Raw genomic sequence first — 6,612 nt, forward strand, 5'->3', positions numbered from 1 at the left:
CGCCGCCGTACCAGGCCTGCCCGTCCCAGCCGAAGCCGTCCTTGCCGTTGGCCGCCCGATATTCCAGCCGGTCGATCTGGAGCGCGAAAGTGCTGAAATCCATCTCGCCGATCATCGCGCTGCGCGATGCGGCCATCCGTTCGGGTGCGAACACGTGGTCGGCGGCGTGGTCCTGCGGCGGCAGCGGCGCTGGCGCATCGCCCGGCTGATCCGCAGGCGCCTCGTTCGCCGACATGTCCATCATGGAATGGTCCATCCCCGCGTGATCCTGACCCCAAGCCGGTACGGGAGCGGCCGCGAGAAGGATCGGCAGCAGTGCCTTGCGCAGCGCCATCAGCCTTCTCCCTGCGCCGAATCGCGCCGTACGGTGACCACGCGCATCATGCCTGCATGCATGTGCAGCAGCATGTGGCAGTGAAAGGCCCAGTCGCCTTCCGCGTCCGCCGTCAGGTCGAACGCCGCCTTGCCGCCTGGCAGGACGTTGACCGTGTGCTTGCGCGCGCGGTGTCCGGGATCGCCCTGTACCAGTTCGAAGAAGTGCCCGTGCAGGTGGATCGGATGCGGCATCATCGTGTCGTTGATCAGGGTGACGCGCACCCGCTCGCCAAGCCGGAAGGGGATCGGCGCTGGGTTTTGCGACATTGCGGTGCCGTCCATCGACCACATGTAGCGTTCCATGTTGGCGGTCAGGTGCACCTCCACCTGCCGCGTCGGCACGCGCGGATCGGGGTTCGGATCGCGCGAACGCAGGTCCGCATACGTCAGCACACGATGCTCGACGTTCTCCAGCCCGGTGGGACGATCCGCCAGCCGGTCCACCGGCATCGGCGATAGCGTGGCGACACCCGGTCCCATCTTCACGGACGGCGCCACAGAAGCATCGCGCATCTTCATGGAATGGCCCGACATGCTCTCGTTCGCGGGCTTGGACAGGTCGATCTCGCCGTCCTGCCCCATGTCCATGCCGGACATGTCCATGCCCATGTCGCGCATGGTCAGGAGCGGGCGCTTGCGAAGCTGCGGCACCGACGCAGCCAGACCCATACGCTGTGCCAGGGTCGCGCGGACCTGCCCGGAACGATCGAGCGCCTCGGCAATGATGCCATAGCTTTGCTCGGCCCCCGGCTCGATGATGAAGTCGTACGTTTCGGCGATGGCGATCTGCACTTCGTCCGTCTCGACCGGCTGGACCAGGTTGCCGTCCGCCGCCACCACCATCAGCGGCAGGCCGGGAATACGGAAGTTGAAATTGGTCATCGACGACGCATTGATCACCCGCAGGCGTACCCGCTCCCCCGGAGCGAACAGCCCTGTCCAGTTCTCCGCCGTGCCATGGCCGTTGATCAGGAAGCTGTACGTCGACCCCGTCACGTCGGAGATGTCGCTGGCATCCATCCGCATCTGGCCCCAGGCAACGCGATCGGACAGCGACTGGTCGCGGCCCGCCACCAGTCCTTCCAGTGTCTGCTTCTGACGGTTGAAATAGCCGCTCAACATCTTGAGGCGGCGCATCTGCTCGTGCGGGTGGATCGGGCTCCAGTCACTCAGGACCAGCACATGTTCGCGCTCGAAGGCCAACGCATCGGATGCGGCGGGGTCGATGACGATCGGGCCGAACAGGCCCATCGCCTCCTGCATGCCGGAATGCGAATGATACCAGAACGTACCCGAATGACGCAGCGCGAACTCGTACGTGAAGGTCTCGCCGGGATCGATGCCGGGGAAGCTGATCCCGGGCACGCCGTCCATCTGGAACGGCACCAGCAGGCCATGCCAGTGGATCGATGTCTGCTCCCGCAGCCGGTTGGTTACGGCGATGCGCACCGTCTGTCCTTCGCGCAGGCGCAGCAGCGGAGCGGGCAAAGTGCCGTTGACGGTCACCGTATGGCCCGAGCGGCTACCGGTGGCGAAGTGGCTTTCGGCGATCTGCAGCGCGATGCTCTCGCCCGATAGCACGCCCGATCCGGCAGCGGCATGGGCGATTCCGGCGGTTCCGCTGCGCGCCCATGCCGGGAACAGCCGGGACAAGCCGAGAGTACCCGCCAGCGCCCCGCCCATGGCGAGAAGGCGGCGGCGATCGAGGGCGATGGTGGTGAAGTCCGGCGAAGTCATGCCTCTCAATACGTCAGCGGACGCCCTATCCCTCGACAAGGTGCGACAATTTCTGCCGCGCGCGGTAGATGCGCGTTTCCACCGCCTTGCGGCTGACGCCCAGGATCGCGGCGGCTTCGTCCTGCGGCAGCCCCTCCATGGCGCAAAGCAGCAGCGGCTCCTTGAGCGTATCGGGCAGGGCTGCGATGGCGGCGTGAATCCGCGCGACTTCCTGCCGGGACTTCAACGCCGCCTCCGGATCGGGCTGTGCATCGGGCACGTGCGCGGCATCCTCGATCGGTAGCGCGAAGGCGAACAGTCGCCGCACCGCGCGCCGCCGCGTCCAGTCGCGGCACTTGTTGAGCGCGATGCGCAGAAGCCAGGCGCGGAACGGCCGTGCCGGATCATAGCGATGCAGCGACAGGAACGCGGCCACGAAGCTGTCCTGCGTGACGTCCAGCGCATCGGCCTCATGGTCCAGATAGCCGCGCACCATGCGGAACACCGCGCTGCGATGCGCCTCCATAAGCACGTCGAACCCGAACTGTTTCCCCGCCAGCGCTGCCGCCACGGCGGCTGCATCGTCTCTGGCATCGTCCTTGGAAGCGGAACCCGTCACCGCAGCGTCAGTCCTGCGGCGGCGACGTCAGGGCCTTTGCCACGGCCTTGTCGAAACGGCCGGTCTGGTCGGAACGCAGCACCCTGCGCATGGCGAAGACATGCTGCAGCGTCGCCTTCTGCAATTCACCCATGGCCATGTGCGAGCGGTCGATCGCCTTTTCCACATCGGGGCCATAGGCATGTTCGCGGGTGATCGCAGCGGCCAGATCGGCATTGGCGGCGCGCATCTCGGTTTCGATTCTGCGGCGGTGTACCGAAAAATCCTGCTCCAGCTTGTCGATACGACGCCCTTGTTCCGCATCCAGCGTGAGATCGTGATGAAGCACAACATGCAGACCGCTTTCACCCGACATGTTTGCCCGCAGGCTCTGTCCGATCCACAGCGCCGCCAGCGTCATCAGGGCCGTTGCAACCGCTACGACGCAATACCGATAAAGCGACACCATGCTCAGACTTTCAGAATTCGGGAGGGCGCGGCATCGGGTATCGTCAGTAACGCGTCGCGGTCGTTGCGCCCCAGATCGAAGACGGACGGTTGCTGGGAATAAGCGCCAAACAGCCCTACTATGATCGCCACGCCGCACCCCGTCAGCAGACCACGACGAACCGCCAGACGCTGCTGCCCGGCCGCAACCCCGGCCAGCACGGCGCCGTTGATAGAGGACAGCGCATCGGGCATTCGCTCGTCACGCAAGATGCCGAACATATCCTCAAGGTCGTTCATCTGCCCAGTCTCGCCATGATCCATCACGTCCCTTTATACGCGAAGCCTGCGCACATCCCTCAGTGCCGGAAGGCGCGAAAATTCTCCAGCGGTGTTTGAGGGATGCAACGGACAGCCGCGTATCTTCAGGTGCAAGTCGGTCGGAATCCTTCCCCGACTGGATAAAGGACATTCCATGCGCCTGGTTTCCCTTACCGCCGCCGCCCTGGCCCTTGCCGTTGCCGCCGCCCCTTCCATCGTATTCGCCCATCCCAAGCTCGTGAACGCAATGCCGGCGGCAAACGCGACGGTCGGCAAGGCCAACGCGATCTCGCTCACGTTTTCAGAAGATCTCGTCGGGCCGCTATCAGGTGTCGACCTCGTCATGACGGGTATGCCGGGCATGGCCGATCACAAGCCGATGCCGATCAAGGGCATTACCGCCAAGGCAAACGGCAAGATCCTTTCGGTCGCCCTCCCCCGCCCCCTGCCGACCGGGAGCTATATGCTGTCCTGGCATGCCGTAGCCGCCGACCAGCACCGGGTCGAGGGCTCCTATACTTTCACGGTTCGCTAAGGGCGCTTGCGTGAACGCCCTCGTCGTCGCCCGTTTCACAAGTTACTTGTTTCTGTTGGCAGCGGCGGGGCTACCCTTTTACGGGACGATCCGGCGCAGGCCGCCATACGATCCGGCCCGGCGCATCGTTCTTCTGTGCATAGCGGTCATTGCCATCGTCGCTTCCGCAGCATGGGCGATCGTCAATGTGGCAGCCATGGCAGGGGTGGAACTGCACGAGCTCGACACCGAAACCGTCTTCATGGTCCTGCGGGCAACACCGTTGGGAAACGTAGTGCAGACACGCCTGGCATTTCTGGTGCTGTTTTGCGCTGCGCTCGCATGGCGTCCCACTCCGTGGCTACTTTCCGTCTTCGCGCTTCTCGCCCTTGCGACATCGGCCTGGGCAGGTCACGCTGGCGCGGGTGAAGGAGCATCGGGAACATTGCTTCACGCCAGCGACGTCATCCATCTGTTCGCCGCGGCGCTCTGGCTAGGTGCGCTCCTGTCGTTCACCACGCGGCTGTTCTGCGGGTTGGAGCCCGCACAGGTGATATGCGATCTTGCCGAATTCGCCGACGCCGGAACCATTGTCGTCGCCGCGCTGATCGGCTCCGGTCTCGTTAACGCCTGGTTGATCGCTGATCCGTCAAAAGACGGCCTCGGCACTTTGTCATACGGATCTTGGCTTTCGCTTATCGGCGCCAAAATCCTGTTTTTCGGCGCAATGCTTGGCTTTGCCGCTCTCAACAGATGGCGTTTGGTTCCATCGGTTGTCGCGGGCTCGCCGAGCGCTGTCACAATGCTCAAATGGTCGCTGGCCCTGGAAACTGCCTGTGCGATCACGGTCATAATCATAGTGGCCTACGCCGGCCAGCTCTCGCCATCCAGCGCGTGATCACGCTCATCGGGACATGGCGGCAGCTTTCCCGATGTCGCCCAGCAAACTTTGACGATACGATCGGCCAACGCCTTTGCCCCGGCCCGCAGAGGCGCGCGCGGAATACCGGCAAAGGAGTTGTGCGATGGCAAGTCTCGAAGCCCGCCTGATCGGCCTGACGATCGATCGTTCCATGAAAGAGGCCTACGCCTTTGCCAGCCAGCCCGAAAACTTTCCGGAATGGGCGGAAGGCATGTCGTCCTCTCTTCACCGCGAAGGCAAAACGTGGAGGGCAGAGACACCGCTGGGGGAGGCCACGATCAGGTTCAGCCCTCCCAATGAATTCGGCGTGCTCGACCATTGGGTCACGCTGCCGGGCAAGCCCGTCATCTACATCCCGCTGCGCATGATCGAGAACGGGACCGGCACACAGGTGGCGTTCACGCTGTTCCGGCAGCCGGGCATGAGCGAAGCCGATTTCGATCAGGACGCCGCGATGGTCGAGAAGGATCTCGCCGCGCTAAAGCACCTGCTGGAAAGCCGTGAGCCTCCCCAAAGCGGCCAGGCGTGACCGGCAGTCTCGAGACACCTGAGGCCAAGGCTGCCTGCCCCACCGAGCGTTCGTCCGAGATCGTTCACGAATGGGCGTCGCGGCGAGTTCACAGGCGCGCTGTCGCTGCCGTGCGAGCTGCTCCCGCGCAGCCGGTCGATACGCATCGTTTTGCGCCGCAAGCAACATATGCTGCTACAACCGATTGTAATCGAAGTCTTGCAAGGAGATTTCCGAGCGCAATAGGTCGATCGCTTCTTCGCTGCTGCCCGTGACTTGAGCGCTGGCGGCATGCGGTCCTGCTTCCGAAGCGCCTGACGACCCTGCATCCTACGTCAGCAACGACGAGATCCGCTGGACCGACGCGGCCTTGCGCGATCTGCGTGCCGCCGATCTCGTGCCGGACTACGTGACTTCGGTTAATCCGGGCGCGTTCTATGGCTGGCCCTATAGCTACTACGGCAATCACGCAGACCCGCGCGTCCATCCGTAGAAGCCCGAGATGGTGCGGAAGGTGAGCACGGCAGTTGGCATCACCGCCAGCTGGCTGGGATACAAGGTGGTATGGTTTCCCTTCACGAACGGCCGTCCTTCTGGCAAGCCGCGCGAATTCGTGATCGGGTTCATAGGACCCGACGGCAAGTCCCGGGGGTGTGCGGTAGGCGCGACCTACGATCCGGTCCGCCGCGCGCTGCGGGTCGCCGACGACTTGTCGAACACGGTCTGGCGGATCACTCCATCAGGTTGAAGCGCCATTCGTCATTGCGCCCCTTTCCTGTCGCAATAGCCGCCGCGTCGAGAGTTCAACGCGGCGGCCATGTCTTGCAATCGAACTGATCAGAAACGCAGACTGCTGGTCACCATCACGCTCTGGGTATCGAACTTGTCGCCGCGATTGATGCTCGCCCCACCGGAAGGTGTTATGCGGAAGGGGTTGGTCGGCGGAGCCGTGCCCGCGCCGACATCGACACGGTAATCGTCGGCATTGTAGCGGGTATAGAGATAGCGCGCGCCGATCGAGAAGTTCCGCGCGACCTTCGCTTCCACGCCGCCGCCGACGTTCCAGCCCCAGGCATCTTCCTTGCGGTTGACTTCGGTAAAGCTGTTCGCCCCGTTGCTGGTCGCGAAGCTGTTGCTCACCTTGGCGTAGGACAGGCCGCCCGTCACATAGGGCATGATGCCGCTGCGCGTTGTCACGCCGAGCCGGGCAC

At 63.9% G+C, this 6,612-nt stretch carries 10 protein-coding genes and 1 pseudogene; 5 read left to right on the top strand and 6 right to left on the bottom strand.

Going from position 1 to position 6,612, the window contains the following annotated elements:
- The 5 genes and pseudogenes from LH128_RS19920 to LH128_RS19940 all read right to left on the bottom strand — a co-directional run.
- Window positions 1-334: pseudogene (locus LH128_RS19920) on the bottom strand (copper resistance protein B); the annotation flags it as partial.
- Window positions 334-2,112 (bottom strand): copper resistance system multicopper oxidase, encoded by a 1,779-nt coding sequence (locus LH128_RS19925; protein ID WP_008831485.1) that lies wholly within the window; start codon window positions 2,110-2,112, stop codon window positions 334-336. The gene LH128_RS19925 and the pseudogene LH128_RS19920, both read right to left, overlap by 1 nt.
- Before the next feature lie 25 nt (window positions 2,113-2,137).
- Window positions 2,138-2,710 carry an RNA polymerase sigma factor gene (locus LH128_RS19930; protein ID WP_008831486.1) on the bottom strand — a complete coding sequence of 191 codons (573 nt, stop codon included), beginning with the start codon at window positions 2,708-2,710 and terminating at the stop codon, window positions 2,138-2,140.
- Window positions 2,711-2,717: 7 nt separating this feature from the next.
- Window positions 2,718-3,158 (bottom strand): periplasmic heavy metal sensor, encoded by a 441-nt coding sequence (locus tag LH128_RS19935; protein ID WP_008831487.1) that lies wholly within the window; start codon window positions 3,156-3,158, stop codon window positions 2,718-2,720.
- Between the two features lie 2 nt (window positions 3,159-3,160).
- Window positions 3,161-3,436, bottom strand: a complete 276-nt coding sequence (locus LH128_RS19940) for a hypothetical protein (RefSeq protein WP_172705117.1) — start codon at window positions 3,434-3,436, stop codon at window positions 3,161-3,163.
- A gap of 175 nt (window positions 3,437-3,611) precedes the next feature.
- Here LH128_RS19940 and copC point away from each other — a divergent pair, with 175 nt between their 5' ends.
- The 5 genes from copC to LH128_RS19960 all read left to right on the top strand — a co-directional run bounded on the left by copC (window position 3,612) and on the right by LH128_RS19960 (window position 6,149).
- Complete coding sequence (gene copC / locus LH128_RS19945; RefSeq protein ID WP_008831489.1) at window positions 3,612-3,992, top strand: copper homeostasis periplasmic binding protein CopC; 381 nt, start codon at window positions 3,612-3,614, stop codon at window positions 3,990-3,992.
- A gap of 10 nt (window positions 3,993-4,002) precedes the next feature.
- Complete coding sequence (copD, locus tag LH128_RS19950; protein ID WP_008831490.1) at window positions 4,003-4,869, top strand: copper homeostasis membrane protein CopD; 867 nt, start codon at window positions 4,003-4,005, stop codon at window positions 4,867-4,869.
- Between the two features lie 127 nt (window positions 4,870-4,996).
- Complete coding sequence (locus tag LH128_RS19955; RefSeq protein ID WP_008831491.1) at window positions 4,997-5,422, top strand: polyketide cyclase; 426 nt, start codon at window positions 4,997-4,999, stop codon at window positions 5,420-5,422.
- Window positions 5,423-5,771: 349 nt separating this feature from the next.
- Entirely contained in the window at window positions 5,772-5,894 is a 123-nt protein-coding gene (locus LH128_RS34685; protein ID WP_008831492.1) for a hypothetical protein, read from the top strand.
- A 21-nt stretch (window positions 5,895-5,915) separates the two neighbouring features.
- Window positions 5,916-6,149, top strand: a complete 234-nt coding sequence (locus LH128_RS19960; RefSeq protein ID WP_236727446.1) for a hypothetical protein — start codon at window positions 5,916-5,918, stop codon at window positions 6,147-6,149.
- Between the two features lie 89 nt (window positions 6,150-6,238).
- On the opposite strand, the gene LH128_RS19965 is transcribed toward LH128_RS19960, so the two are convergent.
- A partial coding sequence (locus tag LH128_RS19965) for an outer membrane protein (protein ID WP_008831494.1) occupies window positions 6,239-6,612 on the bottom strand: 374 nt, incomplete at its 5' end.

This window comes from Sphingomonas sp. LH128, from assembly GCF_000293195.2.
In the GTDB taxonomy this organism is placed as follows: domain Bacteria; phylum Pseudomonadota; class Alphaproteobacteria; order Sphingomonadales; family Sphingomonadaceae; genus Novosphingobium; species Novosphingobium resinovorum_A.

Coding starts and splice junctions, on each gene's coding strand:
- LH128_RS19925 (WP_008831485.1), bottom strand. CDS start 2,112: ATGACTTCGCCGGACTTCACCACCATCGCCCTCGATCGCCGCCGCCTT.
- LH128_RS19935 (WP_008831487.1), bottom strand. CDS start 3,158: ATGGTGTCGCTTTATCGGTATTGCGTCGTAGCGGTTGCAACGGCCCTG.
- LH128_RS19940 (WP_172705117.1), bottom strand. CDS start 3,436: ATGAACGACCTTGAGGATATGTTCGGCATCTTGCGTGACGAGCGAATG.
- copC (WP_008831489.1), top strand. CDS start 3,612: ATGCGCCTGGTTTCCCTTACCGCCGCCGCCCTGGCCCTTGCCGTTGCC.
- LH128_RS19955 (WP_008831491.1), top strand. CDS start 4,997: ATGGCAAGTCTCGAAGCCCGCCTGATCGGCCTGACGATCGATCGTTCC.